At 72.0% G+C, this 25,954-nt stretch carries 26 protein-coding genes and 1 pseudogene; 18 read left to right on the forward strand and 9 right to left on the reverse strand.

The annotated features are described in order from the left end of the window. The first annotated feature begins 21 nt into the window (after positions 1-21). From AB0N07_RS11385 to nrfD, 6 genes are all read left to right on the forward strand, one after another. Positions 22-987, forward strand: coding sequence for an aminoglycoside phosphotransferase family protein (locus tag AB0N07_RS11385; RefSeq protein ID WP_365834005.1), 966 nt, complete (start codon positions 22-24; stop codon positions 985-987). Positions 988-1,078: 91 nt separating this feature from the next. Then, positions 1,079-2,362: an ROK family protein gene (locus AB0N07_RS11390; protein WP_365834006.1), complete on the forward strand. Its 1,284-nt coding sequence runs from the start codon at positions 1,079-1,081 to the stop codon at positions 2,360-2,362. 175 nt (positions 2,363-2,537) lie between these two features. Beyond that, positions 2,538-2,771, forward strand: a complete 234-nt coding sequence (locus AB0N07_RS11395) for a hypothetical protein (RefSeq protein WP_365834007.1) — start codon at positions 2,538-2,540, stop codon at positions 2,769-2,771. Between the two features lie 18 nt (positions 2,772-2,789). Further along, positions 2,790-6,035, forward strand: a complete 3,246-nt coding sequence (gene fdh / locus AB0N07_RS11400; protein WP_365834008.1) for a formate dehydrogenase — start codon at positions 2,790-2,792, stop codon at positions 6,033-6,035. Beyond that, on the forward strand, positions 6,032-6,874 hold the full coding sequence (locus AB0N07_RS11405; RefSeq protein WP_365834009.1) for a 4Fe-4S dicluster domain-containing protein: 843 nt from the start codon (positions 6,032-6,034) through the stop codon (positions 6,872-6,874). Before fdh ends, AB0N07_RS11405 begins: the two co-directional genes overlap by 4 nt. Continuing rightward, a complete protein-coding gene (gene nrfD / locus AB0N07_RS11410; protein ID WP_365834010.1) occupies positions 6,871-7,842 on the forward strand; it encodes an NrfD/PsrC family molybdoenzyme membrane anchor subunit in 972 nt (323 codons plus the stop codon). Before AB0N07_RS11405 ends, nrfD begins: the two co-directional genes overlap by 4 nt. 11 nt (positions 7,843-7,853) lie before the next feature. Here the strand turns inward: nrfD and AB0N07_RS11415 are convergent, their stop codons facing one another. Further along, positions 7,854-8,882, reverse strand: a complete 1,029-nt coding sequence (locus tag AB0N07_RS11415) for an SDR family oxidoreductase (RefSeq protein ID WP_365834011.1) — start codon at positions 8,880-8,882, stop codon at positions 7,854-7,856. 167 nt (positions 8,883-9,049) lie between these two features. Between AB0N07_RS11415 and AB0N07_RS11420 the strand changes: the two genes are divergently transcribed. Then, positions 9,050-9,886 carry an alpha/beta hydrolase gene (locus AB0N07_RS11420; RefSeq protein WP_365834012.1) on the forward strand — a complete coding sequence of 279 codons (837 nt, stop codon included), beginning with the start codon at positions 9,050-9,052 and terminating at the stop codon, positions 9,884-9,886. 44 nt (positions 9,887-9,930) lie between these two features. Next, positions 9,931-10,587 (forward strand): M15 family metallopeptidase, encoded by a 657-nt coding sequence (locus tag AB0N07_RS11425; RefSeq protein ID WP_365834013.1) that lies wholly within the window; start codon positions 9,931-9,933, stop codon positions 10,585-10,587. Here AB0N07_RS11425 and AB0N07_RS11430 read toward each other — a convergent pair. The 3 genes from AB0N07_RS11430 to AB0N07_RS11440 all read right to left on the reverse strand — a co-directional run bounded on the left by AB0N07_RS11430 (position 10,584) and on the right by AB0N07_RS11440 (position 13,593). Further along, on the reverse strand, positions 10,584-11,546 hold the full coding sequence (locus AB0N07_RS11430) for an SDR family NAD(P)-dependent oxidoreductase (protein ID WP_365834014.1): 963 nt from the start codon (positions 11,544-11,546) through the stop codon (positions 10,584-10,586). The genes AB0N07_RS11425 and AB0N07_RS11430 overlap by 4 nt on opposite strands. A 311-nt stretch (positions 11,547-11,857) precedes the next feature. Further along, positions 11,858-12,514 carry an HAD family hydrolase gene (locus AB0N07_RS11435; protein ID WP_365834015.1) on the reverse strand — a complete coding sequence of 219 codons (657 nt, stop codon included), beginning with the start codon at positions 12,512-12,514 and terminating at the stop codon, positions 11,858-11,860. A 38-nt stretch (positions 12,515-12,552) separates the two neighbouring features. Beyond that, positions 12,553-13,593, reverse strand: a complete 1,041-nt coding sequence (locus AB0N07_RS11440) for a PHP domain-containing protein (protein ID WP_365834016.1) — start codon at positions 13,591-13,593, stop codon at positions 12,553-12,555. A gap of 110 nt (positions 13,594-13,703) precedes the next feature. Here AB0N07_RS11440 and AB0N07_RS11445 point away from each other — a divergent pair, with 110 nt between their 5' ends. The 3 genes from AB0N07_RS11445 (at position 13,704) to AB0N07_RS11455 (ending at position 15,578) form a co-directional block, all read left to right on the forward strand. Next, the gene (locus AB0N07_RS11445; protein ID WP_365834017.1) at positions 13,704-14,507 is read left to right on the forward strand and encodes an SDR family oxidoreductase; all 804 of its coding nucleotides are present in this window, start codon (positions 13,704-13,706) and stop codon (positions 14,505-14,507) included. A 661-nt stretch (positions 14,508-15,168) separates the two neighbouring features. Then, positions 15,169-15,297 carry a hypothetical protein gene (locus tag AB0N07_RS11450; protein ID WP_365834055.1) on the forward strand — a complete coding sequence of 43 codons (129 nt, stop codon included), beginning with the start codon at positions 15,169-15,171 and terminating at the stop codon, positions 15,295-15,297. 44 nt (positions 15,298-15,341) lie between these two features. Continuing rightward, positions 15,342-15,578 (forward strand): hypothetical protein, encoded by a 237-nt coding sequence (locus tag AB0N07_RS11455; protein ID WP_365834018.1) that lies wholly within the window; start codon positions 15,342-15,344, stop codon positions 15,576-15,578. 9 nt (positions 15,579-15,587) lie between these two features. On the opposite strand, the gene AB0N07_RS11460 is transcribed toward AB0N07_RS11455, so the two are convergent. Then, positions 15,588-16,817: a family 16 glycosylhydrolase gene (locus AB0N07_RS11460; RefSeq protein WP_365834019.1), complete on the reverse strand. Its 1,230-nt coding sequence runs from the start codon at positions 16,815-16,817 to the stop codon at positions 15,588-15,590. 138 nt (positions 16,818-16,955) lie between these two features. Continuing rightward, the gene (locus AB0N07_RS11465; RefSeq protein WP_365834020.1) at positions 16,956-17,606 is read right to left on the reverse strand and encodes a VanZ family protein; all 651 of its coding nucleotides are present in this window, start codon (positions 17,604-17,606) and stop codon (positions 16,956-16,958) included. Between the two features lie 249 nt (positions 17,607-17,855). Between AB0N07_RS11465 and AB0N07_RS11470 the strand changes: the two genes are divergently transcribed. From AB0N07_RS11470 to AB0N07_RS11495, 6 genes are read left to right on the forward strand one after another with little or no spacing between them, the layout of a single operon-like run. Further along, entirely contained in the window at positions 17,856-18,038 is a 183-nt protein-coding gene (locus AB0N07_RS11470) for a hypothetical protein (protein ID WP_365834021.1), read from the forward strand. Beyond that, positions 18,035-18,487 (forward strand): monovalent cation/H+ antiporter complex subunit F, encoded by a 453-nt coding sequence (locus AB0N07_RS11475; RefSeq protein WP_365834022.1) that lies wholly within the window; start codon positions 18,035-18,037, stop codon positions 18,485-18,487. Before AB0N07_RS11470 ends, AB0N07_RS11475 begins: the two co-directional genes overlap by 4 nt. Next, entirely contained in the window at positions 18,480-18,740 is a 261-nt protein-coding gene (locus tag AB0N07_RS11480; RefSeq protein WP_365834023.1) for a hydrogenase subunit MbhD domain-containing protein, read from the forward strand. Before AB0N07_RS11475 ends, AB0N07_RS11480 begins: the two co-directional genes overlap by 8 nt. Then, positions 18,737-19,477: an MnhB domain-containing protein gene (locus tag AB0N07_RS11485; RefSeq protein ID WP_365834024.1), complete on the forward strand. Its 741-nt coding sequence runs from the start codon at positions 18,737-18,739 to the stop codon at positions 19,475-19,477. The genes AB0N07_RS11480 and AB0N07_RS11485 overlap by 4 nt, the downstream gene beginning before the upstream one ends. A gap of 8 nt (positions 19,478-19,485) precedes the next feature. Then, positions 19,486-19,833 carry a sodium:proton antiporter gene (locus AB0N07_RS11490; protein ID WP_365834054.1) on the forward strand — a complete coding sequence of 116 codons (348 nt, stop codon included), beginning with the start codon at positions 19,486-19,488 and terminating at the stop codon, positions 19,831-19,833. Continuing rightward, on the forward strand, positions 19,833-21,599 hold the full coding sequence (locus AB0N07_RS11495) for a complex I subunit 5 family protein (protein WP_365834025.1): 1,767 nt from the start codon (positions 19,833-19,835) through the stop codon (positions 21,597-21,599). Before AB0N07_RS11490 ends, AB0N07_RS11495 begins: the two co-directional genes overlap by 1 nt. Here the strand turns inward: AB0N07_RS11495 and AB0N07_RS11500 are convergent, their stop codons facing one another. Beyond that, a complete protein-coding gene (locus tag AB0N07_RS11500; RefSeq protein ID WP_365834026.1) occupies positions 21,600-22,262 on the reverse strand; it encodes a DUF4230 domain-containing protein in 663 nt (220 codons plus the stop codon). It abuts the gene before it with no gap. 143 nt (positions 22,263-22,405) lie between these two features. Here AB0N07_RS11500 and AB0N07_RS11505 point away from each other — a divergent pair. Further along, a pseudogene (locus AB0N07_RS11505) lies at positions 22,406-23,597 on the forward strand (cytochrome P450). 21 nt (positions 23,598-23,618) lie between these two features. On the opposite strand, the gene AB0N07_RS11510 reads toward AB0N07_RS11505, so the two are convergent. Together AB0N07_RS11510 and otr(A) are read right to left on the reverse strand one after the other, a co-directional pair. Then, positions 23,619-24,011, reverse strand: coding sequence for an LUD domain-containing protein (locus tag AB0N07_RS11510; RefSeq protein WP_365834027.1), 393 nt, complete (start codon positions 24,009-24,011; stop codon positions 23,619-23,621). Positions 24,012-24,049: 38 nt separating this feature from the next. Continuing rightward, the gene (gene otr(A), locus AB0N07_RS11515; protein ID WP_365834028.1) at positions 24,050-25,912 is read right to left on the reverse strand and encodes a tetracycline resistance ribosomal protection protein Otr(A); all 1,863 of its coding nucleotides are present in this window, start codon (positions 25,910-25,912) and stop codon (positions 24,050-24,052) included. Positions 25,913-25,954: the final 42 nt, after the last annotated feature.

The raw sequence follows: 25,954 nt of genomic DNA on the forward strand, positions 1-25,954 counted from the left end.
GAGGGGAGAGGTGGGCGCACGGTGGTGGACTCCTGGGAGAGGGCTCGACGTGTCCTGGAGGGCGCGGCGATCCATCCCGACCGGCTGGCCCACCTGCGCCCCCTCACCGGTGGCACCTACAACACCGTCGAGGAACTCCGGCTCACCGACGGCAGCCGCTACGTACTGAAGGTCGCGCCGGACACCCCGGGACTGCGCTACGAGAGCCGGCTCCTCGTCGCCGAGGCGGAGTTCTACCGCGGCGCCGAGACGGCCGGGGTGCCGGCCCCCCGGCTCGTCACCCTCGACGACGACAGCTCCGTACTCCTGATGACCGCATGTCCCGGCGACCCGTGGGACGGATCCCTCACCGAGGAAGAACGGGCTTGTCTGCGCGCGGAGCTGGGCCGTCAGGTCGCCAAACTGCACTGCGTCACCGGAACCGCCTTCGGCTACCCGTCCGGCGCGCTCGGCCCCCTCGCCCCCGACTGGCGGACCGCCTTCAGCGGGATGCTGGAGGCTATCCTCGACGACGCCCGCCGCTTCTCGGCCCGGCTGCCCAGACCCGTCGGCGAGATCGCAGGCACCCTCCGCGCCGCGTACGACGCCCTCGACGAGGTCACCGTCCCCGCGCTCGTCCACTTCGACCTGTGGGACGGCAACATCCTCGTGGAACGCTCGGCCGATTCCGTCCGCATCGGCGGGCTCATCGACGGCGAGCGCATGTTCTGGGGCGACCCGCTGGCCGAGTTCGTCTCCCTGGCGCTGCTGGGGGACATCAGGAAGGACGAGGCGTTCCTCTCGGGCTACCGGGAGGGCGGTGGACGCGCCGGGTTCGACCGCCCGGCCCTCCTCCGTCTGGCCCTCTACCGCTCCTATCTCTACCTGATCATGCTGGTGGAGACCGTGCCGCGGGCGATGGGAGAGGGAGACATCCGGTGGCGCGAGGAGGCGGTCGCGCCGGAGCTCGTGGCCGCCCTGGACGAGGTCGAGGAGGCCACCTCTTAGCTCACATCGTGAACTAAGGGTTGGAGGAATGTCGCGCGGGGCCTGCCCGCAGAGGTATGTTGCAGGTCGGACAGGGCACGAAAGGAACCACATGGCGGGGCGGAACGGGCGCACGGTGCGCGACCTCAGGCGGGCCAACCGCGCGGTCGTGCTGCAGCGGCTCTACTTCGACGGACCCCTCAGCCGCTTCGAGCTCGGTCCGGTGACCGGGCTGAGCTCCGGCTCGGTCAGCAACGTCGTCGCGGACCTGGTCGCCGACGCCCTGGTCGAGGAGGCCGGCAGCGTCGACTCCGACGGCGGCCGCCCCCGCACCCTGCTGCGCGTGGCGCCCGGCGCCGGCCACATGATCGGCGTCGACGTCGGCGAGACCCGGGTGCGCATCGAGCTGTTCGACCTCACCCTCACCGAACTCGCCCGCGCCGAGCGGCCCTTGGAACAGCAGCGCTACGACGTCGAGGTCATCGTCGGCCACATCCGCGACGGGATCGCCGAAGTGCTCGCCGGCGCCGGTATCGGCCCCGACCAGCTCCTCGGCGTCGGCATCGGCGTCCCCGGCATCGTGGAGCGCACCCCGGAGCGCGGCGCCGTCGTGCACGGGCAGACGATCGGCTGGGACGCTGTCCCGCTGGAGGAGCTGCTCCGCTCGTCCTCCCGACTCCCCGACGGAGTCCGCTACTTCATCGACAACGGAGCCAAGACCCTCGGCCAGGCCGAGATGTGGTTCGGCGCGGGGCGCGGGGCGCGCAACGCGATCGTCGTGCTGTTCGGCTCCGGCGTCGGCGCGTGCCTCGTCACGCCGGAGGTGGAGAACGGGCGGGCGGTCGAGTGGGGCCATCTGACGGTACGGGTCAGAGGGCGCCGCTGCCGGTGCGGTGCGCTGGGCTGCCTGGAGGCGTATGCGGGGGCGGAGTCCCTGCTGGAGCGGTGGCGGGAGGAGGGTGGGCGACCGCCCGAGGGCGTGGACGAGGAGACGGCGCTCACGTCGATGCTTGCTTCGGCCTACCCGGCCGAGGGGGGCAAGGCCGACCCGGTTGCCCTGGCCGTGCTGGAGGAGACCGCCGAGTATCTCGGTGCCGGGCTGTCCGACCTGATCAACCTGTTCCAGCCCGAGCGGATTCTCATCGGGGGGTGGGCGGGGCTTCAGCTGGGCGCGCGGTTCCTGCCCGCGGTGCGGCGGCATGCGGCCTCGTATGCGCTGCGGCATCCGGCCGAGAAGGTGAGCATTGAGCTTGGGCGGCTGGGGCCGGACGCGGTGACCGTCGGTGCGGCGATTCTGCCTCTGGCCGACTTCTTTGCCCGGGGCGGGCGGCGGCTGGAGCCGGTGCCCGAGGGGCCGGTGCCGGCCTGGCAGACGGCGTTGGAGGAGCGACTCTGAGAGTGCCACGGTATGCAGTCGGTCGTCTGTAGCGCCGTTTGTGGCTGAGCGCGCCCACGCGGCGGAGCCGCATATCGACACAACCCCGCGTCCCTTTCGGGACGCACCCCCAGGTTTCGTAGGTCACCGGCGGAGGTACTCGCGTCTCGCTCGAACGACGTGAAGGGAGTGCGCCGTGGCCGAACGGCATGACGCAGGCCAGGGCGGCGAGCCCGTGCCGCGGGATCTGCCCGACCAGCAGGTCGCCGAGGGCGAGGACCCGCTGGACATCCCCGTGCCGGACATGGAAGCCGATGAGTCCGACGACGAGGTGCCGGACACCGACGAGGCCGGTACCGGGCGGCGGGACGGGCCCCGATCGGCCACCGTCCATCCCGAGCACCCCACTCCGGACGAGTCCCCGGCCTGACCGCGACAGGGAGCCACCATGGGTATCGGCGACCGGGTCCGCGCATGGCCCGTCTATCGGCAGCTCACCGGCACCGACCGTACGGGCCGGGGGAGCGCTGCGAAATCCTCGTACACCGAAGGCCTGCGTCCCCGCACGGACAGCGCGGAGCGCGTGGTGCAGTCCGTGTGTCCCTACTGCGCGGTCGGCTGCGGCCAGCAGGTCTATGTGCGGGACGAGAAGGTCGTACAGATCGAGGGCGACCCAGCTTCCCCGGTCAGCCGCGGGCGGCTGTGTCCCAAGGGGTCGGCGACCCTGCAGCTGACCACCGGGCCGGCCCGTGAGTACCAGGTGCTCTACCGCCGCCCGCACGGCACCGACTGGGAGCCGCTCGACCTGGACATGGCCATGGACATGGTCGCCGAGCGGGTCCTGCGCACCCGGCGTGAGACCTGGGAGTGGGAGCGCGACGGGATGCGCACCGCGCGCACCCTGGGCATCGCCAGTCTCGGCGGCGCCACCCTCGACAACGAGGAGAACTACCTCATCAAGAAGCTGCTGACCGGCCTGGGCGTGGTGCAGGTGGAGAACCAGGCCCGGGTCTGCCACAGCTCCACCGTCGCCGGGCTCGGCACCTCCTTCGGCCGTGGCGGCGCCACCACCTTCATGCAGGACCTGCAGCACTCCGACTGCATCGTCATCGAGGGCTCCAACTTCGCCGAGTGCCACCCGGTCGGCTTCCAGTGGGTGATGGAGGCCAAGAAGCGCGGCGCCACCATCATCGACGTCGACCCGCGCTTCAACCGCACCAGCGCGCTCGCCGACCTGTACGTGCCCATCCGCGCGGGCACCGACATCGCCTTCCTCGGCGGAATCATCAACCACGTCCTGACCGAGGAGAAGGACTTCCGCGAGTACGTCCTCAACTACACCAACGCCTCCACCCTGGTCGGTGAGGACTTCCGCGACACCGAGGACCTCGACGGCGTCTTCTCCGGCCTCGACGAGGAGAAGAAGCACTACGACCCCGCCAGCTGGCAGTACGAGGGCGTCGAGATCCAGCAGCCGGCCGGCGAGGCCGACGAACTCTACGAGGAGCGCACCCGCAAGTCCGCCGGCGCCGAGGCGCACGGCTCCGGCGGAGCGCGTACGGGGCACCGCGCCCCGACGGACGAGACGCTCCGGCATCCGCGCTGCGTCTACCAGATCCTCAAGCGGCACTACGCCCGCTACACCCCCGAAATGGTCGAGGAGGTCTGCGGCATCCCCCGCGAGACCTTCCGGCAGGTCTGCGACGCGCTGACGACCAACTCAGGGCCCGAGCGCACCAGCGCCTTCTGCTACGCCGTCGGCTGGACGCAGCACACCACCGGCGCCCAGTTCATCCGCGCCGCCTGCGTCCTCCAGCTCCTGCTCGGCAACATCGGCCGCACCGGGGGTGGCATCCAGGCCCTGCGCGGCCACGCCTCCATCCAGGGCTCCAGCGACATCCCCACCCTCTTCAACCTGCTGCCCGGCTACATCCCGATGCCGCACGCCCACGAGGACATGAACCTCGACAACTTCGTCGAGACGACCCGCACGGTGAAGGGCTTCTGGGCCGACATGCGGGCGTACCTCGTCAGTCTGCTGAAGGCCTACTACGGGGACGCCGCCACTCCCGACAACGACTTCTGCTTCGACCACATCCCGCGGCTGACCGGCTCCCACTCCACCTACGACACGGTCATGGCCCAGCTCGACGGCGACTGCAAGGGCTACTTCCTGCTCGGCGAGAACCCGGCCGTCGGCTCCGCCAACACCCGCCTGCAGCGCCTGGGCATGGCCAACCTGGACTGGCTGGTCGTGCGCGACTTCTCCCTGATCGAGTCGGCGACCTGGTGGAAGGACGGGCCCGAGATCGAGACCGGTGAGCTGCGCACCGAGGACATCGGGACCGAGGTGTTCTTCTTCCCGGCCGCCTCCCACACCGAGAAGTCCGGCTCCTTCACCAACACCAACCGCTGGGTGCAGTGGCACCACCAGGCCGTGGAACCCGAGGGTGACGCCCGCAGCGACCTGTGGTTCATGTACCACCTGGGCCGCCGCATCAAGGAGAAGCTGGCCGGCTCGACCGACCCCATGGACCGCCCGGTCCTCGACCTGACCTGGGACTACCCGGTCACCGGGGACATCGAGGAGCCCGTCGCCGACGCCGTGCTCGCCGAGATCAGCGGCCATGGGCCCGACGACACCCCGTTGAGCGCCTACACCGAACTCAAGGACGACGGCTCCACCCGCTGCGGCTGCTGGATCTACTGCGGTGTCTACGCCGACGGCGTCAACCAGGCCGCCCGCAGGAAACCCCACTGGGAGCAGGACTGGGTGGCCGCCGAATGGGCCTGGGCCTGGCCCGCCAACCGCCGCATCCTCTACAACCGCGCCTCCGCCGCCCCCGACGGCACGCCCTGGAGCGAGCGCAAGAAGTACGTCTGGTGGGATGCGGAGGAGGGGAAGTGGACCGGGCGTGACGTTCCGGACTTCGTCCCCGACCGTGCACCGGACTTCGTGCCGGACGAGGACGCGGTCGGCTCCGACGCGCTGCGCGGCGACGACCCGTTCATCATGCAGGCCGACGGCAAGGGCTGGCTGTTCACCCCCGCAGGCCTGGAGGACGGCCCGCTGCCCACCCACTACGAGCCGCAGGACTCGCCGTTCCCCAACGCCCTGCACCCCTCGACCCCGCGCAACCCGGTGCGCCGGCTGCTGCCCCGCGAGGGCAACCGCTACCACCCCAGCGGAGACGACAAGGGCGCCGAAGTCTTTCCGTACGTCGTCACCACGCATCGCCTGACCGAGCACTTCACGGCGGGCGGCATGAGCCGCTGGTCGGAGTATCTCTCCGAGCTGCAGCCGGAGTTCTTCTGCGAGGTCTCGCCCGCGCTGGCCCATGAGCGCGGCCTGGAGAACGGCGGCTGGGCGACGATCGTCACCGCCCGCAACGCCGTCGAGGCACGCGTGCTGGTGACGGACCGGATCCGGCCGCTGCGGGTGCAGGGCCGCACGGTCCACCAGATCGGCCTGCCCTTCCACTGGGGGCCCAACGGTGTCGCGAAGGGTGATGCAGCCAACGAACTGCTGGCCATCGCCCTCGACCCCAACGCCCACATCCAGGAGGACAAGGCGCTGACCGCCGACATCCGCGTCGGCCGCCGCCCGCGCGGCCCGGACCTGCCGAGGCTGGTCGCCGAGTACCGCGCGCGGGCCGGTATCACCCCGGACACCGGAACGGAGGCACGCAAGTGAGCGAGGACCGCGTCGGCTTCTTCACCGACACCTCCGTCTGCATCGGCTGCAAGGCCTGCGAGGTAGCCTGCAAGGAGTGGAACGCCATCCCGCAGGACGGGCTGTCGCTCACGGCCATGTCGTACGACAACACGCAGGCGCTCGGCGCCTCGACCTGGCGGCACGTGGCCTTCATCGAGCAGCCGCGCCCGGACGGCCGTACTCAACTCCCGCTGGTCGAGGGCGGGTCGACCGCGCAGGAGGCACCGGTCGGCGGCGACGGCGAGCTGCGCTGGCTGATGTCCTCCGACGTGTGCAAGCACTGCACCCACGCGGCCTGCCTCGACGTCTGCCCCACCGGCTCGCTCTTCCGCACCGAGTTCGGCACGGTCGTCGTCCAGGAGGACATCTGCAACGGCTGCGGCTACTGCGTGCCCGCCTGTCCGTACGGCGTCATCGAGCAGCGCCCGCACGACGGACGCGCGTTCAAGTGCACGATGTGCTACGACCGCCTTGGTGCAGGACAGGAACCGGCCTGCGCCAAGGCCTGCCCCACCGAGTCCATCCAGTTCGGCCCGCTCGACGAACTGCGCGAGCGGGCCGCGCTGCGCGTCGACCAGCTGCACGAGGCGGGCGTCACCGACGCCCGGCTCTACGGCCACGACCCGGACGACGGCGTGGGCGGCGACGGCGCCTTCTTCCTGCTCCTGGACGAGCCCGAGGTGTACGGGCTGCCACCGGACCCCGTGGTCACCACCCGGGACCTGCCGGAGATGTGGAAGCACGCGGGGGCCGCGGCCCTGTCCCTGCTGGGCGGCCTCGCGGCCTGCTTCGCGCTCACGGGAAGGGGTCGGCGATGAGCACCACCGTGCGTGCGGGACGCAGGCGGCGGCGGGGTGAGCAACCCGTCGTTCCCCGGGCCGAGTTCGAGTCCTACTACGGCCGTCCGGTCATCAAGGCGCCCTCCTGGGCCGCTCCCGACATCGCCGGGTACTTCTTCCTCGGCGGGCTCGCCGGAGCGGGGTCGGTGCTCGCGGCGGGGGCGCACGTGACCGGGCGTACGACGACCGCGACGGCACTGAAGGTCTCCTCGCTGGCCTCCGTCTCCCTGTCGGCCGCCGCCCTGATCCACGACCTGGGCAAGCCGAGCCGGTTCGCGAACATGCTGCGGGTGTTCAAGCCCACCTCGCCCATGAGCGTGGGGTCCTGGCTGCTCGGCGCCTACGGGCCCGTGGCGGGTGCGGCCGCCGCGAGCGCAGTGACCGGCCGGGCGCCGCGTCTCGGGGGCGCGGCGACCGGCGCCGCCGCACTCCTGGGCCCCGCGGTCGCCACCTACACCGGGGTGCTGGCCGCCGACACCGCCGTACCGGCCTGGCACGGCGTCCACCGGGAGCTGCCGTACCTGTTCGCGGCGTCCGCCACCGCGGCCGCGTCCGGGATGGCCCTCGTCGTCGGACCCACGAGCGAGAATGCCCCGGCCCGGTGCGCCGCCGGGCTGGCGGCGCTGGCCGACGCGGTGGTCACGAAGGCGGCCGAGCAGCGCCTGGGCATGGTCGCCGAGACCTGGCGGGAGGACCGGGCGGGCGCACTGCTCCGGGCGGCGCAGCTGCTCACCGCCGGTGGTGCCGTCACCGCCGCCCTCTTCGGCGGACGGCGTGGCGCCGCGGTCGCCTCCGGGCTCGCCCTGCTCGCGGGATCGGCGTGCACCCGCTTCGGCGTCTTCGCGGCGGGCATCGCCTCGGCGGAGGACCCCAAGTACACGGTGGTGCCGCAGCGCGAACGTCTCGACAAGACCACCGAGACCACCGAGACCACCGAGACCACATAGACCTCGTACCGTCAGCCCGCCTTGCGCCCCCGCAGCGGCTCGGTCCGCGCCCCCACCCCGTGCTGCAGGCCGTGCAGGAACTCCTCCAGGACCTCGGTCGCCTCATGCTCCGGGTGCCAGCCCAGCTCGGCACGCGCGCGGGTGCAGTCCATCAGGGGCAGCCGCAGCACCGCGTCGAACAGATGCGGCGACGCGGGCAGCAGATGCAGGCCCCAGGCGGCGGCGATCGCCGAGCGGGCCGCGACGCGGGGGAGGCGGACCGGGCGGGTGTCCAGCAGCTGAGCGAGGAGTTCGGCGTCGACCGGGGGCTCGGCCGCCAGGTTGAAGGCGCCGCGGACCTCGGAGCCGAGCGCGAGGAGGTACGCCCTGGCCGCGTCGTCGGTGTGCAGCGCCTGCACCCGCAGACCCGGAATGTCGGGGAGGAAGGGCAGCAGCTCCGGGCGCGCCAGTGGGCCCGGCAGGAAGCGGCCACCGAAGATCCGGCGCTGCTCGCTCGCCGACGTGCGCTTGAAGAGGAACGCGGGCCGCATCCGGACCACCCGCACCTCCGGGTGGTCACGCTCGAAGGTGTCCAGGGTGCGCTCCAGATAGGCCTTCTCCCGGCAGTACGCGGCATCCGGCCAGCCGTGGGTCGGCCACGACTCGTCCACCGCGTGGTCCTTCGGCCCCGGAGAGTAGGCGCCCACCGACGACGCGTGCACGAGCGTCGGCACCCGGGCCGCCGCGACCGCCTCGAACACCTGGATGCTCCCGAGCACGTTCGTGCGCCAGGTCGCCGCCGGATCATGCGTGGGCTGGAACGCCCACGCCAGATGGACGACCGCGTCGGCGCCCTCGAACTCCTTGACCAGATCGGCCTGTTGGGACGCGAGGTCGACCGCGGACCACTCGGTCCTGGCCGGCGACCACTCGGGAATCCGCCGGGCCAGACCCAGCACGGACCCCACCTGCGCCTCCTCGGAGAGGAGGCGCACCACACTGGTGCCGACGTTGCCGGTGGCACCCGTGACCACGATCCTGCTGCCCACTGCGCTGCTCACCTTCGTCTCCTTCCGGCCGCACCGTCCGAAACGGAGTGACCGAGTACCCGGCCCGGGGCGAGGACACGCGGAAGCGGCCGAATGACCGCGGACGTGATCGACGCCCGTACCGGCCCCCGGAACCATGGAGGACGCACCCACCCCACCGGATCGCAGGAGGACGTCCCATGCCGTATTTCGCCGGCCCCGCCGATGGCGCGCGGCCGCACTACGTCGACTACGGACCGGCCGACGGCCCCGTGGCCGTCTTCGTCAGCAGCGCCTACCTGGGCACCGAGATGTGGGAGTTCCAGATGCTGCCGCTGGCGGGCGAGGGCTACCGCTGCGTGGGCCTGGACCGGCGCGGGCACGGACGCTCCGACGACGTGTGGAACGGCTACGACCTCGACACCCTCGCCGACGACCTGCACGGCCTGCTGGACCACCTGGATCTGCGCGCGGTGACGCTGATCGGCCACTCCGTGGGCAGCGCGGAGATCGTGCGCTGCCTGACCCGGCACGGCAGCGGCCGGGTGACCCGTGTCGCGCTCGTGGCGGGCATCGCCCCGGGCGTGGTCCGCACGGAGGGCAACCCGGACGGCTGGGACGCCGCGGTCATGCGGGCCGGCAACGCGGTCTTCCTGCGCGACCGGGCGGCGTTCTTCAGCGACCCCGACGCACTGCGCGACTTCTTCGCCCTGCACCGGCCGGGCAACGACGTCTCGCCCGCCTACGTGCGCTACCTCAGCGACCGCTGCCTGGTGTCCACCGCGCGGGCCTCCAGCGCCGTCCAGGAGACCATCGTCACCCTCGACGTCGCCCCCGAACTGGCCGAGCTGGAGGTGCCGTTGCTCGTCGTGCACGGCACGCACGACGTCTCGGCACCCCTGGAGGCGACGGGCCGTCGAGCCGCCGCCCTCGCCCCCGATGCCACGCTCAAGGTCTACGAGAACGCGGGCCACGGACTGTTCGTCACCCACGCCGAGCAACTCACCGCAGACCTGAGGGAGTTCATGACCGGTTGAAACCGCGGCGATTCCGGGCCGCGCGGCCAGGAGATGATCAAGACATGAGCGAGATCATCCTGATGTCCGACGCCCGGGTCGCCGCCGTCCCCGTCGCGGAGAACGGCGAACCCCTCGTCGACGTACGAGAGGAACTCCTGGTCGACGACCGCAAGCACACGGATTCGCACGGCGCCGAGGTCCAGCTGCGCCGGGGCGTCCTCGACCGCCTCCTCGCCGCACAGGCACTGCTCCCCGAGGGACTGCGCCTGCTGTTCGTGGAGGGATACCGGCCGCCGGCCCTCCAGCGCCGCTACTTCGAGCGGTACGCCGACGAACTGCGCGCCGCAAACCCGGACTGGCCGGCCGACCGCATCCGCACCGCCGCCAGCCGCTACGTCTCCCCGCCCGAGATCGCTCCGCACAGCGCGGGCGCGGCCGTCGATCTGACGCTCGCCGACACCGAGGGCCGCGAACTGGACCTGGGCACCGAGATGAACGCCAACCCGGAGCAGAGCGACGGCGCCTGCTACACGGATGCCCCGAACATCACGGACGAGGCCCGCGCCAACCGTGCCCTGCTCGGCGGGGCGCTGACGGCCTGCGGGCTCGTCAACTACCCCACCGAGTGGTGGCACTGGTCCTACGGCGACCGCTACTGGGCCCTGGCGACCGGCGCACCCGCCGCCCTGTACGGGCCCAGGGAACGTGGTGACTCCTAGGCGAAGGCGTTCACGCCCGTCAGCTCCGCCGACAACTCCCACAGCCGAGCGGCCTGTTCGGGGTCGATCGCCCAGTCCTTGACGCCGCTGGTCGAGCCGTCGACCGCGAGCTCGGCGATGTCGCAGTCCTCCAGGTAGACGCCGCCGAGGCCGTCCAGCTGCGCCGAGGTCGCCGCCCACACCTGGGTGGCCGCACCCTGCGGCGGGGTCTTGAAGCCCTCGGGGTTGAGGACGTTGCCGTCCTCGTCGATCCAGCCGCGCTCGATCATCTCGGCCTTGGGGATGTGCCGCTGGAGCGGGGTGATGATGCCGCCGGGGTGCAGTGAGAAGGCGCGCACGCCGGTGTCGCGGCCGAGTTTGTCGAGGTGGACGGCGAACAGGACGTTCGCGGTCTTGGCCTGCCCGTAGGCCTGCCACTTGTCGTAGCCCTGCGTCCAGTGGACATCGTCCCAGCGCATGCCCGAGAAGTGGTGGGCGCGGGAGGAGACGGAGACGACGCGGGCGCCACCGGGCGCGATCGCCGGCCACAGCCGGTTGACCAGGGCGAAGTGGCCGAGGTGGTTGGTGGCGAACTGGGCCTCCCAGCCGGGCCCCACCCGGGTCTCCGGGCAGGCCATGATCCCGGCGTTGTCGATCATGATGTCGAGGGTCCGCCCGGAGGCCAGGAAGCGCTCGGCGAAGGCGCGCACGCTCTCCAGGTCGCCGAGGTCGAGCTCGTCCACCTCGACGCCGTCGAGGCCGGCCAGCGCTTCCTCGGCGGTGGCCCGGCGGCGGGCCGGGACGACGACCCGGGCGCCCGCCTTGGTCAGGGCGCGCGTGGTCTCCAGGCCGAGCCCCGAGTAGCCGCCGGTGACGACGGCGAGCCTGCCGGTCAGGTCGACGCCCTGAAGGACGTCGTCGGCCGTGCTCGTGGCGCCGAAACCGGATCCGATCTTGTGCTGTGCAGTGCCAGTACTCATGCCGAGAACGCTACGGATTGGAGTGCTCTCGAAGTCAAGCGCTGACCAATGCGGTCGGGCGCGGACAGGAAAGAGCCCCGACCGGACGGGGGAGGCCGGTCGGGGCTCGGCTGGTGGTGGGCACGGATGGCGGTCGCCTCTCGGCGAAGGGCTCCACAGGGCTTCGGCCGAACGATCGTCCCTGTGGGCGAATGGTGAGGCCCGGGGACACTGTCCCATCCGCACCCACGGTTTGTTCAACGGCGAACTACCGCTGGGTGTTCCGGTGTTCGGCACCGTGTGTGGTGATCTGCGTCACCCGCTTGGGCCGCTCAGGCCAGCGGGCTGTTCTTCAAGTCGGACAGCAGATGCGCGGGGTCGTCGTACACAGCCTCGGCTCCGGCCTCCTTCAGATCGGCGCGCGGGATGCCGCCGCACAGCACGCCCAGACAGCGCACGCCGGCGTTGCTGCCCGCGCGCATGTCCCACACGGTGTCACCGACGAAGACCGCCCGTTCGGCGGGCACCCCGGCCAGTTCCAGGGCGCGTTCGACGGGCTCGGGGGCCGGTTTTCCCTTCTCTACGTCCTCCGCGCTCGCGGTGCCGGTGATCGCGTCGTCGGCGGAGATCGCGCGGCGCAGCGCGGAGAGTTCCGGGCCGCTCGCGGAGGTGGCCAGCACCACCGTCCAGCCGTCGTGGTCGAGGCGCCGCAGCAGCCGGCCGGCGTCCTCGAACGCGGGCAGCCGGTCGAAGTACTGGCCGTACAACGCCTTGTGCGCGGCGCTGAGTTCGGCGTCCCGGTCCGGGTCCCGCCGATGTCCCAGCAGCCGGGCGATGAGGTCCTCGGAGCCGAGGCCGACGGACCGGTGGATGGCGTGCATGGGCACCTTGTGCCCGGCCTGCCGGAAGGCCTCCCACCAGGTCGCCACGTGCAGGTGGTTGGTGTCGACGAGGGTTCCGTCGACGTCGAACACGGCCGCCCGTTCCATGCGCGCTCCTTTGCTCTTCCGCTGCCCCGAGTACCACGTCAGGTTCCTGTCACTCCTGCGGGCGTGCGCCGCGAGCGGGTCCAGGCCAGCAGCTCGTCCAGGCCCCAGGCGTTCACCACGCGCTCGGCCGGCACCCCGCACTCCTCGGCCCGGGCACAGCCGAGGATCTGCCAGTCCAGCTGGCCGGGCGCGTGCGCGTCGGTGTCGACCGAGAACAGCACCCCCGCCTCGACCGCCCGGCGCAGCAGCCGCCGTGGGGGATCGAGCCGCTCGGGCCTGCTGTTGATCTCCAGGGCGGTGCCCGTCTCGGCCAGCGCGGCGAACACCTCGTCGGCGTCGAACTCCGACTCGGGCCGCCCCCGGCCGGTCACCAGCTGCCCGGTGCAGTGCCCGAGCACGTCGGAGTGCGGATCGCGTACGGCGGCCACCATCCGGCGGGTCATGGAGCGGGTGTCCATGCGCAGCTTGGAGTGCACCGACACCACGACCACGTCGAGCCGCTCAAGCAGCTCCGGCTCCTGGTCCAGCGAGCCGTCGTCGAGGACGTCGCACTCGATACCGGTGAGCAGCCGGAACGGTGCCCAGGTGGTGTTCAGCTCCGCCACCACCTCCAGCTGCTCCCGCAGCCGTTCGGCAGACAGGCCGCGCGCCACGGTCAGCCGCGGGGAGTGGTCCGTCAGCACGGCCCACTCGTGCCCGAGGGCCTGCGCGGCCCGGCCCATCTCCTCGATCGGGCTGCCGCCGTCCGACCAGTCCGAGTGCAGATGGCAGTCCCCGCGCAGCCTGGCCCGCAACCCCGCACCGGCCTGGTCCTCGCTCGGCGCCCCCGCCTCGCCCTCCAGCTTGCGCAGATAGCCGGGCACCTCTCCGGCCAGCGCCTCCCGGACGACCTGAGCGGTCTTCGGGCCGACGCCCTTGAGCGACTCCAGCGACCCGGCAGCCGCCCGCTCGCGCACCTCGTCAGCGGGCAGGGGCGTCAGCACGCGGGCCGCCGTACGAAAGGCGCGGACGCGGTACGTCGGCGCCAGGGACCGCTCCAGCAGGAAGGCGATCCGCTCCAGTGCCTCGACGGGATCCATGGTGACCTCCACCTCCAGGGTTCCCCAGCCCCGGGCACCCCGCACGGTTTGTCCCGCCCGCATCCGGGTACTGCGATGCGCACCCTGCAGCGCCCAGGAGGAGGTCGGCGATGTCCACATCAGCTCCCGCCAAGGTCGCCGTGATCACCGGCTCCGACTCCGGCATCGGCCGCGCCACTGCCGTCCGGCTCGCCCGGGCGGGCATGGACGTCGGCATCACCTGGCACAGTGACCTCAAGGGCGCCGAGGAGACCGCGGAGGAGGTCCGCGCCCACGGGCAGCGGGCCGCCGTGGCCCAGATGGACCTCACCCGGCTGCCCACCGCCGCCGGCACCGTCGACGAGCTCTGCGACCGGCTCGGCCGCCTCGACGTGCTGGTCAACAACGCCGGTACGGGCACCATGACGCCCTTCCTCGACCTGGAGCTCGACACGGTGCGCGAGGTCGTCGAGGTCGACCTGATCGGCCCGTTCCTGTGCGGGCAGCGGGCGGCGCGGCACATGATCCGGCAGGGCGACGGCGGCCGGATCGTCAACGTGACCTCCGTCCACGAACACCAGCCGCGGGTCGGCGCCGCCCCGTACTGCGCCGCCAAGGGCGGCCTCGGACTGCTCACCCAGGTCATGGCCCTGGAGCTGGCCGAGTACGGCATCACCGTCAACGCGGTCGCGCCCGGCGAGATCGCCACCCCGATGACCGGCCAGGAGGACACCGACGTGCACACCGAGCCCCGCCCCGGCATCCCCGCCGGACGCCCCGGCGACGCACGCGAGGTCGCCGCCGTCATCGCCTTCCTCACGAGCCCCGACGCCTCCTACGTCACCGGCGCCTCCTGGAGCGTGGACGGCGGCATGCTCCGGATGGGCCCGCAGGCCGGCTCCCACCTCCAGAGCGACGACTGGCGTCGCCCCTGAGCCCGCCGCCGTGAGACTGCGCACCAGCTCCTGCGACGGCCCCGGCTTCCGCTGCCTGGGCGAGACCGGCCGTGCCGCTGAAGGTCCCCGGGCACCTGGCCCGTATCCGGGTGCTGGTCGTATCGCCCGCCTGGCGGGACGTGTGGATCTGTCCCCGGCCGGGCGGCCACCTCGAGGCCGTCGGCACCGACGACGCAGGGCACCGCCCGGCACCTCTACCAGGAGCAGTTCCGCGCCCAGCAGGAACAGGCCGAGCGCGAACACGTCCGAGAGGCCGCCCGCGCCCTGCCCGAAAGGCGCGCCAGCGTCGCTCTGGACCTCGCCGGTCGCGACCTGTCCCGCTCCCGGGTCACCGCCTGCGCCGTGCGCCTGCTCGACCTCGGCTTCTTCCGTATCGGCAGCGACCGGCACACCCGTGGGAGCGAGACCTGCGGCCCGTCGTACGGGCCCTGCTGCGCCGCCGCAGCGGCGGTGAGCGGCTGCTGGTGTACTGGGACCGGCACGCCTGGCCCGACCAGCACGGCGACGACCTCGACGAGGCGCTGCGCCGGCTGTCCGGCACCCAGACCACCGCCAAGGCCTTCCGCACCTGGCACGCCACGGTCCTCGCCGCCGTCGCCCTCGCCGTCGTCACCGAGGAGGCACCATCGATCCCCGGGTCGTGGAGTTCTTCGAGCAGGGCGGGACCATCGCCCCCGTGCTCACCCGGCTGGGCGAACACGGGGGCTTCGGCCGTCCCGCGACGCGGGGCGCCGTCCAGGCGGCGGTGCTCGAGCTGCTGCGGCGCTGACACCCCCGAGCAACCTGGGCCCGATGCGTCCTACGCTCTATTGCATGACCGAACAAGCAGCTCCCTACATCTCCAATCCGCGGATCATGGTCCTCGGTGTGCAGCCGGGAACACCGCCGTTCCGGATCGTGGAGATCGACGGCGAAGTGATCGGTGAGGCCAAGTCCGTCACCGACGTCCTGGAGGCGGCCGCCGCCTTCGGTATCACGGTGCACGACATGGACGACCCGGACGTGGTGCGCTGGGTCGGCGGCGACAAGTTCACCTGGAAGTTGCACTGACAGCCCGGCTCAGCCGACCGTCCACTTCTGGTTGGCGCCGCCCGAGCAGGTCCAGATCTGCAGCCGGGTGCCGTTGGCCGAGTTGTTCCCGGTCGCATCGAGGCACTTGTCCGCCTGCGGATTGACGATGTCGTTCGCCCCGGTGACCGTCCACTTCTGGTTCGGGCCGCCGGTGCAGTCCCACAGCTGGACGGTCGAGCCGTCCGCGGTGCCGTTGCCGGCGACGTCCAGGCACTTGCCGAGCGCACGCAGGGTGCCGTCGGAGCCCGCGGTCCACTGCTGGGCGGCGGTGCCGTTGCAGTCGTAGAGCTGGACCGGGGTGCCGTTGGCGGAGTTCGCCCCGGCCACGTCGACGCACTTTCCGGCCAGTCCCCTGATCGCCGCCCCGGTGGCCGAGCCGCTGGTCGTGACCGACACCGAGTCCACCACCAACTGCTGCGGGAAGGACGTGGAGGCGTCCGGGTCGCCGGGCCAGTAGCCGCCCACCGCCAGGTTCAGGATCAGGAAGAACGGCTTGTTGAACACCCAGGTCCTGCCGCCCAGATCGGCGGGTGTGCGCCGCTGGTAGACGGTGCCGTCCACGGACCAGGTGATCGAGTCGGGCGCCCAGTCGACGGCGAAGGTGTGGAAGGCGTCCGCGAAGTCCTGCCCGTTCGGCAGGGAGTAGGCGGCGCCGATGCCGCCCGACCCGGAGTAGCCGGGGCCGTGGATGGTGCCGTGCACGGTGGACGGCTCGTACCCGACGTTCTCCATGACGTCGATCTCGCCCGAATCCGGCCAGTTGACCGGCGTGCCGAGCATCCAGAACGCGGGCCACATGCCCTGACCCCGCGGGATCTTCATCCGCGCCTCGACGTGCCCGTACTGGGCGTTGAACTTCCCCGAGGTGTTCAGCCGCGCCGAGGTGTACTGGCAGGTCCCGTACCAGCACTGGTAGTTGGCCGGGTTCTCGCGCCGCGCCGTGATCACCAGATGGCCCTGGCCGTCCAGGGCCGCGTTCTTGGTGCCCGACGTGTAGTACTGCCGCTCGTGGTTGTTGACGTTGTCTCCGGTCTCGGTCTGCCACTTCGACGAGTCGACCGCAGCTCCTGCCGGGCCGTCGAAAGTGTCGGAGAACGCCACCGTGGCGGTGGTCGCCCCGGGCGGATCCGCCTGTGCCGCACCGGTCGCGGCGGACGCGACCAGTACGGCGGACAGGGCGGCGAACAGACATCTGCGCAGCAGGCGTGGGGAGGCCACGGGACTTCCTTCCGTACGGCGGCCGGGCGCAGGGAGGGCGTCCGGCCGAGGTGGGGGTGAAGGCGTCGCCTCTTGATTTAAGGAGTGAGATAAGGGGTCGTCAATACTTTGGTACGGACCAGGAGTCGAGCGGTGTGTCTATGCGTCCTTTGCCCGCTTCGCCGCCCGCCGTGGCAGCCGCTCCCGTGCATGCACCGCCCGGCCCAGCCGCCGCCCCAGCAGGACGTAACCCGCCAGCGCACCGGTCGTGTTGAGGATGACGTCGTCGATGTCGAAGGCCCGGCCTACGATCAGCGCTCCCTGGGCGAACTCCACCAGCAGCATCACCACTGCGGTCAGCATCAGCACCTGCAGCAACCCGCGTGCCCGCGGCGCGACGACCGGCACCAGGATGCCGAACGGCACACCCAGCAGCACATTGCCACCGATCTGCTTCACGGCGTCCTGGAACGCCGGCTGGTCCAAATAGAGACGCAGAGTGGTTCCCGGATGCAAGTTCGTGTGAGCGATCCCCGCCGAGGCCGGGGAGGGCTCCAGGGTCAGCCGGGCCAGCACCGCGGCGAAGGCCACCATGAACCCGAAGGCGCACACCATCGCCAGCAGGCGGATCGGCAGGGCCAGGCCACGCCGCTCACGAGGGGCCGACTGCGACTTGGCCCCGGGCTTCGCGGACTTCTTCGCCTTCTCCGGCTTCTTCCCCTTCGCCGACTTCTTCGGCTTCTCGGACGCGTCGGTCTTGGTCGTACGCAGGCGCAATGCTGAACGTGGTCGTAAGGCTGCACGGGCCATCAGGTCCTCCAGTCTTCAACTTCCCTGCGTTGTAAGGCGGTTACCCGCTCAACGGCCGAGAATGCCCCCGCCAGGTCGACTCCGCCCAGGCGCCCCCGCGGTTTCCCTTCCTGCCGTAGGGGCACTCCGGCGGTGGAAGCCAGCGCGCCGCCGCCCGGGGCGCCCGCCGCGATGTTTGGATGCCGCGGGACGGACGTACCGGACATCCCGCCCGTGACGGTGTGCGAGCAGAGCCCGAGGAGGTGGCGCATGACCCCGCGAACGGCCCTGTTCACCGTGGCCGAGCTGCTGGGCTGGTGGATCGCGCTCGGCCTGCTGTGGCTGGTCCTCATCAGCACCGTCGACACCCTGGAACTCGTCGTCGGCGCGAGCTGCGCCGGAGTGGCGGCCTTCGCGGCCCGGGGCGCACGACGGGCGGTGAGCGGGACATGAACGGCTGGGCGCTCGCCGCCGCCATCGGCCTCGCCGGCGGCCTGGGCACCGCACTGTGGGGCGTGACCACCGGTCCGCTGCGCCGACGGGTCGTGGCCCAGAACCTGTCCACCGCACTCGCCTGCCCGAGCCTGCTGCTCCTGTCCCAGGCCTACAACCGCCCCTCCTACGTCGACCTCGGCCTCCTCCTGGCCCTGCTCGGCCCCGTCGGCACCCTCGTCTTCGCCCGGCTGCTCGCCGAGGAACTCGCCGAGGACCCGCCGCGCGCCTGGGGCCCCACCCTGACGGTCGCCGGGCTCGGCGCGGCCGCCGTGACCGCCCTGTGCGTCGCCACCGGGCCCGGCCGCGCCATGGTGAAACTGCTGGTCATCGGCGCCTTGCTGGTCAGCGGGAACATCATCGCCTCGCGGGCCCTGGCCGGCGGATTCCGGGGGGTCCGCGGTGGCTGACGCGGTGATCGTCGTGACACTGCTGCTGGTCGCGGCCTGCGCGACCGCGGCCGTGGCCACCCGCGACCCCATGCGCCAGGCCCTCGTCCTGTCCCTCCTGGGCATCGTCCTCGCCGCCCTGTTCACGGTGGACCAGGCACCCGACGTCGGGCTCTCCCAGCTGGCCGTCGGCTCCGCGCTGACACCGCTGCTGCTGATGCTCACCGTCCGCAAGGTCAGGCGGCGCGGACAGCGCAAGGAGCGTGAGCGGTGACCCGGCGCGCCCGCCTGTGGGTGCTGCTCGTGGGGGGCGCGGGCCTGGCCGCCCTGCTCGTCGCCGCCTGCCTGGACCTGCCGCACTTCGGCGGCGAGAGCCACCCCTACGGCGACCGGGCCGTGCACGCCTCCCTGGCCCGGCAGACCGCCAACACCATCTCCTCCGTCAACTTCGACCAGCGCGCCTTCGACACTCTCGGCGAGATGACCATCCTGTTCTCCGCCGTCCTCGGCTGCGTGATGCTGCTGCGCCAGACCCGCGACGAACACCGGGCCCGCCCCGAACCGGCCGAGGTCGCCCTGCCGGTCCGCCGCTACGCCCTCGTCGTCCTGCCCGTCGCCCTGCTCAGCGGCCTGTACGTCATCGCCCACGGCCAACTCAGCCCCGGCGGCGGCTTCCAGGGCGGAGTGGTCGCCGCGACCGCCCTGCACCTGCTCTACCTGGGCGCCGACTACGCGGCCCTGGAACGCATCAGGCCGATCGGCGCCTACGAGGTCGCCGACGCCCTCGCCGCCTCCGGCTACCTCGTCATGGGCATCGCGGGCCTGATCGGAGGCACCGCCTTCCTCGCCAACACCCTGCTGCCGTACGGCACCTTCAACACGCTGTCCTCCGGCGGCACCGTCCCGCTGCTGAACGCGGCCATCGGCATGGAGGTCGCCAGCGCGGTCGTCGTGCTGCTCGCCCACTTCCTGGACCAGGCCGTCGAGATCGAGGAGGAGAGCGGCACATGAGAGCCGTGATGGACGTCCTGCCGTACCTGGTCGCCGCCTGGGTCTTCCTGGCCGGCTGCTACGGCCTGGCCACCAGCCGCAACCTGATCCACGCCGTCGGCTGCCTGTCCGTGTGCCAGGCCGGCACCTATGTGCTGCTGCTGTCGGTGGGCTACCGTGACGGCGCCACCGCGCCGGTCTTCTCCGACATCAAACCCGGCTCCCGGCCGGTCGTGGACCCCGTGGTGCAGGCACTCACCCTCACCGACGTCGTCGTCGGCGCCACCGTCACCGCGCTGCTGCTCGCGCTCGTCATGCAGATCGCCAAGCGGCACGGCACCGTCGACCCCGACGAACTCTCCGAGCTGCGCGGCTGATGAACGACCTGCTGCCCCTCGTCGTCGCCGTGCCCCTCCTGGGGGCCGCCCTCCTGGTCGCCGCGGGCCGCCGGCTGCCCCGGGTGATCGCCGAGTCCGCCGGTCTGGCCGTCTCCGCCGCCACGGCCGGACTCGCGATCGTGCTCCTGCTCAACTCCTCACCGCCCATGACCGAGTGGGTCGGCGGCTGGCAGCCCGTGAACGGCGAGAGCGTCGGCATCGTCCTGACCGGCGACGGGCCCGGCCTCGGCATGGCCGCGCTCGCCTCACTGCTGACCCTGGCCGCACTGGCGTACTCCTGGCACTACTTCGACGAACCGCCCCGCCGCCACGCGGGCTCCTTCCCCGCGCTGATGCTGCTCTTCCAGGGCGGCATGTGCGGCTTCACCCTCGCCGGCGACCTGTTCAACATGTTCGTCTGGTTCGAGCTGATGAGCGTCGTCGCCTACGCGCTGACGGGCACCCGTGTCGAGGAGGCCAAGGCCGTCCAGGGCTCGCTCACCTTCGCAGTCGTCACCTCGCTCGGCGCCTACGCCATGCTGATGGGCATCGGGCTGCTGTACGCCCGCACCGGCGAACTGGCGATGACCCAGATCGGGCGCGGCCTGGACCGGCACGGCGGGACCGACGCGCTGGTCCTCGCCGGGTTCGTCCTGGTCGTCACAGGACTGCTGGTCAAGGCGGCCGCCGTGCCCTTCCACTTCTGGCTGCCCGACGCCCACGCCGTCGCGCCGACGCCCGTGTGCATGCTGCTGTCGGGCGTGATGGTCGAACTCGGCACGTTCGGCGTCTGGCGGGTGTACGGGAGCGTGTTCTCCGGACCCGGCGGGGTGCCCGCCGAGGCACTGACGCGGGCGCTCGTGGTGCTCGGCGTGCTGACGGCCCTGATCGGCGCCGTCATGTGCTGGTACCAGCGGCACCTCAAACGGCTGCTCGCCTGTTCGACGGTGGCCCACACCGGCCTCTTCCTCATCGGCATCGGTGTGCTGACCCCGGAGGCGGACGACGGGGTCGCGCTGTACGTCCTCGGCCACGCCGGTGTGAAGGCCGCCCTGTTCGCCTGCACCGGCGTCCTCCTCGACCGGTACGGCAGCGTCGACGAGCACGCGCTGCACGGGCGCGCCCGACGGTTGCGCGGGGTCGCCGTCCTGTACGCCGCCGGGGCCCTCGGTCTCGCCGGGCTGCCCCCGTTCGGCACGGCGCTCGGCAAGTCCGTCGTGGAGGAGGCCGTGGGCGGCCCCCTCACGGTCGTGTACGTCGCCGCGAGCGCGGTCACCGCCGGGGCGGTGCTGCGGGTCACCGCCCGCGTCTTCCTCGGGCTCGGGCCCATGCCGCCCGACCACGGTGAGTACGAGACGACCGGCTCCGGCGAGGAGCCCGAGACCGGCCACCGCGTCAGCCGGGTCCCCGGCCCGATGACGGTCGTACCCACCGTGCTGCTCGCCGCCGCGCTGGCCGTCGGCGTGGTCCCCGGCTTCGCCGGGCTCGTGGCGCACGGGATGAGCGAGGCGGTGTCGGGCGGGGTGGTGGTCTCCACCCCGCAGTGGACCCTGCCCGGCGTCCTTCTGGGCCTGGCCTCGACCCTGCTCGCCCTGGGCCTCGCCGCCGTCGCCGTCACCCGCCCCAGGCTGCTCGCCGCCCCGGACTGGGCGCTGCCGCTGCGGCGCCTGCAGTCCGGGCACGTCGGGGACTATGTGGCCTGGGTGCTGGTGGGCACCGCACTGCTCGGTGCGCTGGCCCTGCCAGGGGTGTCGGGGGGCGGCTGATCAGCTGCCGTAGCTGACGTGCACCTCCTTGAAACCGAGGGACCGCAGCAGGCCGTCGAGCATGGTCGTGGTGTTGGTCTCGGCGCGCCGGGTCAGGCCGCTGTCCTTGGCCGCGTCACCGATGTGCTCGACCGCGAGTTTCTGCACGGCCTGTTCGCTGTTGGGATTGTCCGAAAAGAGATCACCGAGCCGGTCGAGGAGCCCGCGCTGCTTTGAGACGGCGTAGGAGCGGTCCGGGTCGAGGGCCGGCTTGCCGAGCGCCGCGTGCGGCAGCCGGAGCGTGGCGGACGTGCGGTCGCCGTTGACCGTGACGTCGTTCTTGCCGACCTTGCCGAGATCGACGTACGCGTCGACGGTGCCCGCACCGATGTACAGCGTGCGGGAGCCGCGGATCGCGTCGGGCAGGTACTTGGTGTCCTTCTCCAGGTCGACGACGACCTGGAAGTTGCCGGAGGCGGCGTCGTAACGGCTCATGTCCTGGATGGACTGGAGCAGTGCGGGTCCCGAGCGGTCGTGCGTTTCGGTGCCGAACAGGTCCTTGAGACCAGGGAGCACACTCAGCCGGATCCCGGCGAAGAACACCACGAGCACCAGCACGACGGCGCTCACCGCCTTCGCCCAGCCGGGCATGCGCCTGGACACGCGCCTGATGGGAGTCGTCATGGCGACGGCCCTCCTTCCTAGACTCCGCATGCCCTCCAAAGCCCTTGCCAGACCTGACCGTTGGCCGAATGGCACCGCTGACGGGGGCATGCGGGGCGCACTAGCGTGGAGAACTCTCCGTACCGGCGCGCCTGGAGTCCCGGATGAGTACACACAGCACGTCCCGGCCCCTTTGCCCCATGCACCGCATCGACCTCCCCGAACCCGGACCGCCCCGTCATGCCACCCTCGCCACCGGCACCCCGGTGTGGCTGGTGACCCGTTACGCCGACGTACGTCAGGTGCTCATGGACCCCCGGTTCAACAGGAGTTCCCTGCACGCCGAGGACGCTCCGCCGCTGCTCGTCGTACCGAACCTGCTGGACGACCCCAACGGGCTCCTCAACCAGGACGGCGAGGCCCACCAACGTCTGCGCGGCACCGTCCAGCGGGCGTTCACGCCCCGCGCGATCGCCCGCTGGCGGCCCTGGGTGGCCCTCGGTGGTCGAAGCACTTCTCGACGACTTCGCCGCACAGGGCCGTCCCGCGGACATCATCGAGGGCTTCACCCGCCCGCTGCCCGTCTCCGTGATCTCCCGGCTGATGGGCCTCGACCACGTCGACCGCGAACGCATCCGCCACTGGGCCGACCACGCGCTCTCCGGCGGCGCGCACACCCGGGAGCAAGTCGTCGCCGCCATGCACGAGTTCGGCGCCTTCGCCGCCGAGCTGGTCGACCAGCGGCGCAAGACCCCCCGCGACGACCTGGTGAGCGGCCTGGTGGCGGCGGGCGACAGCCTGGACATCGACGAACGGCAACTGGTGATGCTGGTGTGCGGGCTGGTGGTCGCAGGGCACGAGACCACCATGACGGCCCTCGGCAACATCGTCGTCTACCTCCTCACCGACCGTCAGGAGGCCTGGCCCGGACTCGCCGAGGACGAGGAGACGGCGGCCGTCGCAGCCGAACAGCTGCTGCGGGCCGTCCCGCTCAGCGAGGGGCGGGTGCTGCCCGGCCTGATCCGCCGCGCCGTCGAGGACACCGAGGTCGGCGGCGTGACGATCCCGGCGGGCAGCGTGGTCGCCGTCCAGACCAACGCCGCCAGCCGCGACCCCGACGTCTTCCCGCCCGGCCCACCGGAGCTGTTCACCCCGCCGGCCGCACCCGGCATCATCTTCGGCGCGGGCCCCCACCACTGCCTCGGCGCCTGGCTGGCCCGGCTGGAACTCGGCCTCGCCCTGCACCGCCTCGCAGCCCGCTTCCCCGGTCTGCGCCCCGAGTTCACACCCACGACGATCGAGTGGCGGGAAGGCCAGATGACACGAAGCCCGAGTCGGCTGCCGGTGTCGTGGTGAACGGGTCCTGAGGGGGCCGGGTCAGAATCCGATGGCCTCCCGGAGAAGCAGCACAGTGCCGCGCCCCGGGCGGGGCTCCGCGTTGAGGACCAGCAGGCGGTTGACCGCGCTGCGCATCCCGTACGCCGCCCGGGCGCGGGCATCCTCCAGGGGGAGGGCGTACTCCTCGACGCGGCGCAGCGCTGTGCTCAGGTCGGGCACCACCTTCTGCGCGCCGACGATCCAGACCGCCTGGCCGGCGCCACCCGCGTTGGCAGGGATCTGGCTGCCGCTGCCCGAGGCAAGAACGAGCGAGCCGGTCTCGGTGACGGCGGCGACACTGTTGACGACGACATCGGGAGCGGCGACGAGCCTGCGGATCTCGTCGGCGCCACTGACACACCCGCTCGGCGAACCACGAGCGGTCCGGAACACCGCAGTGTCCGGACCGCGACAAGCACCGATCCCACAGCTCAGTGCGGCCGCAGCTCCCGGTCACCCGACGGACGCGACCACCACACGCCCTCGCCGTGCGTGAGGCCCGGCAGCCGTAGCTCGACCTCGCGCACCCGGCGGGCCGGCAGTTCACCGGTGATCAGCCAGGACGACGAGCCGGCCGTGGTGCCGGTGAACTCCGCTGCATACGAGGCGAGTTCGGCGGTCACCGGAGCCAGCGCGTCGAGCGGGACCTCCGTCTCGAACGCGTGGTACGGCTCGTACAGACGGGTTCCCGACGCCTCCAGCGCGCGGCGCAGCACGATCGGGGTGAGGCCGCGGAAGTCGGCCGCCGTGCTGATCGGCGAGCAGTAGCCGGAGCGGATCAGCGTCACTCGGTAGTCCGTCACCGGCGCCCCGGACAGCCCGGTCAGCATGGTCGTGTGCACCATGTCCTCGATCGCCTGGTGGAAGGCGCGGGGGAGTGCGCCGAATTCTGTCTCGTACGTGAACACCCCACCCGAGTCGCGTGGGCCGGGCTCCACGCGCAGCCCGATGGTCGCCCAGTACCGCGTGCCCAGATGCCACGGCATCTCCGCGCAGGCTTCGCCCACTCCTCGCGGCCGCTCCAGGAACCGTACCCGGCCCGGCTCGAAGTCGGCCTCGACGCCGAAGTCCTGGGCGAGCGTCGCCGCGATCACCTCCATCTGGACCTCGCCGTAAAGGAGCAGCGCGGTGGCCCCCGAGGGCGCCGGCCCGGCGTGGATCAGCGGGTCTTGGTCGGCCAGGGCGAGGAGGGCCCTGCGCAGGTGCGCCGCCTGCGCGGGGCGGCGGGCCCGGACCACTGTCTTAAGCGTCGGAGGAGCGAACTGCGGGGCACGGTCCGAAAGTTCACCGAGCCGGTCACCCACCCGCACCCCGCCGAGGCCGCCGATCGCCGCGATGTTCCCCGCGGTGAGCGGCCCGTCCCGGCCGATGACCTTAAGGCGGTTCACCCGTCCGGAGACCTCGGTGGTGCGGCCGTCGGCCTCGCGCCGCAGCAGGGTCACGCGCTGACGCGGTGTCACCTCACCGTCGTAGAGCCGGAGATACGCCGTCCGTTCGCCGCCCGGTCCGGGGCGTACCGCGAACACCGTGCCGCGCGGGCCGGTGCCCTCGGCCAGCGGTGCCGGCGGGATCAGCCCGATCACGCCCTCGACGAGCTCGGTGACGCCCTGTCCGCCGAGGGCCGAGCCGAAGAAGACGGGGTGGAAAGAGCCGTCGGCGGTCCGCGCGGCGAGCACCTTGCGCAGGTCGTCGGGCGTCGGCGCGGGGCCGTCGACGACCGCCGCGAGGACCTCCGGGTCGACCTCGGCGAGCGCCTCGGCCAGCTGCGGATCTCCGGGCGGGCGTACGGTCACGCGGGCGTCGGCGGTGCCGATGCCCGTCACGTCCGAGAGCGGTGCGACGTACGGCGTCAACCTGCGCCGGATGTCCGCCAGCAGGCCCGCGGACCGGGCGCCTGCGCGGTCGATCTTGTTGACGAAGACGAGCGTGGGGAGCCGCAGCCGCCGCAGCGTCCTCATCAGCACCCTCGTCTGCGCCTGCACGCCCTCCACGGCGGACAGCAGCAAAACCGCCCCGTCGAGGATCTTCAGGGCGCGCTCGACCTCGGCGATGAAGTCGGAGTGACCGGGGGTGTCGATGAGGTTGATCTGGGTGTCACCGACGGTGAACGCGGCGACGGCGGAGCGGACGGTGATGCCGCGCTGCCGCTCGATGGCGCCGTCGTCCGTGCGGGTGTCACCGCCGTCGACGCTGCCGAGCCGGTCGATCGCTCCGTGGTCGAACAGCAGCCGCTCGGTGAGGCTGGTCTTACCGGCGTCGACGTGGGCGAGAATGCCGATGTTCAGGGTGTTCATGCGGGGTCGAGTCCTCGAGAACCGTGGGCCGATGGGGGCGCT

Source organism: Streptomyces sp. NPDC051172, assembly GCF_040682555.1.
Lineage (GTDB): Bacteria > Actinomycetota > Actinomycetes > Streptomycetales > Streptomycetaceae > Streptomyces.